General features: G+C 31.9%; 1 protein-coding gene. It reads left to right on the forward strand.

What is annotated here, in order from left to right; genetic code table 11:
* Nucleotides 1-139: 139 nt before the first annotated feature.
* Nucleotides 140-317, forward strand: a 178-nt coding sequence (locus SB822_RS55915) for a small, acid-soluble spore protein, alpha/beta type (RefSeq protein WP_410858953.1), incomplete at its 3' end; no start/stop codon positions are given.

Here is a 317-nt window from a genome sequence, read left to right on the forward strand (position 1 = left end):
GTGTTATTTATAAGATGAGGACAATTTATCTGCTTGATATACATATTTATAAAGACAACAACATCTAAAAAATATTTTTGTATTTTATGAATAAATGATTCTTCTTTTACACATGTTAACGTTGTAAACTTTAAAGGAGTTGAATAAAATAGCAAACAATAAAAATAGCAACAATAACGAATTATTAGTATACGGTGCGCAACAAGCAATCGACCAAATGAAATATGAGATCGCTAGTGAATTTGGTGTTAACCTGGGTCCTGCTACAACTGCTCGTGCAAACGGATCTGTAGGTGGCGAAATTACAAAGCGTCTTG

Origin of the sequence: Paraburkholderia sp. SIMBA_054 (genome assembly GCF_046534875.1) — a bacterium.
GTDB lineage: Bacteria > Pseudomonadota > Gammaproteobacteria > Burkholderiales > Burkholderiaceae > Paraburkholderia > Paraburkholderia hospita.